Source organism: Phocaeicola acetigenes (assembly GCF_027529745.1).
Lineage (GTDB): Bacteria > Bacteroidota > Bacteroidia > Bacteroidales > Bacteroidaceae > Phocaeicola > Phocaeicola acetigenes.
The window spans coordinates 1-1,194 of record NZ_JAPZVM010000025.1; the positions used below are offsets into that span (position 1 = coordinate 1).

General features: G+C 40.6%; 2 protein-coding genes. Both read left to right on the top strand.

Annotated elements, in window-relative coordinates; translation table 11 throughout:
* The coding region (locus O6P32_RS13540; protein ID WP_269879052.1) for a hypothetical protein at nt 1–754 on the top strand (754 nt) is incomplete at its 5' end.
* 11 nt (nt 755–765) lie between these two features.
* The coding region (locus tag O6P32_RS13545; protein WP_269879053.1) for a hypothetical protein at nt 766–1,194 on the top strand (429 nt) is incomplete at its 3' end.

A 1,194-nucleotide genomic window follows, 5' to 3' on the forward strand; every position in this document is an offset into this window, starting at 1 on the left:
TTTTGGACTTCCTGTAGTGTATGTAGCAGGAAACTGGTGGTGTAAGTATAACCTTAAAGGTACTGCTAACGACTTTAATGACCAGATATTGGCTAGTGCAGATCCGGTGAAGGAAGGAAGTCTGCTTGATTATCTGAAAGATTGCTCATTGGAAGAACTTAAAGCTGTAATGGGTGATCAGTATCAGGGAGGAAACTTGGAAGGATTACCTCTTACTCTCTCAGACGGCAAGTTTGAGTATTCAGGATTCAAATCGAGTGTATCGGTAAATATCAATACGCAGGGTAAGGAAATGGCTCCTCCGGGATATGAGATACCTTCCCAAAATGATTTTAGAAGACTGGTTAATTCGAATGACGCTAAGCTTGGATACGATCCGGCTGTTTATAATAATAATTTGAACGGTGATGACAGCTTCAGACTGAATTATAACCACGGTAACCGTTCTGTCAGCATTGATGACGTAACATACGGAAAAGTGGGATTTTATGATTTCTGTGAGGAGGCCTCTGCAAGCGATAACAGCAAGCATGTGGTGCTTTTCGGTTGGGGACACCAATGGGAGGCTGGTACGGGAAAAATCAGTTCGGATGATTTCATTTTTGCAGTTAATAATGGAACTTCAACAGCATGGATGATGGAAGGCTGGTTTGTGGACATGAGAGGTAACTGGTTTAAAACTGTTACACAAAACAATGTGAAGTCCAGAACTATCAGATGTAAGAAGTCACCTGTAGAATATATTTATCAATAGAGTTTAAACGAATGAGATATAAATTGTTATATGCTGTGTTTTCATTGCTGCTTGTATTAGTTGCTTGCAGCAGTGAGGATGCGGTAGTAAATAAAGAAAACGGTAAGATGTCGAGAGTGTTTTTGAATATTCCGACATCGGAACAGTTGGAAAGTGTTAAGTATTTATTTTTTAAGGATGGTAAACTGAATAATACAGCTTCTGTATCACCGACAGGGGGAGAGTTGAAATTGCCGCTGGAAGGAGCCGGTAATCTTTATCTTGTTGTGAATGAAGGTGGCAAACTGTCTTTTTCTGCAGGTAGCGGAATGACAGAGGAAGCTTGGCAGGATGCTACTATTGATTTGGATGAATCGCAAAAGCCCTTGAACTTTATAATTGGAAAGGTTGCAGTCAAAGATGATGTCGCAGAGTATTCTGCCGTAATGAAACGGGGAGTG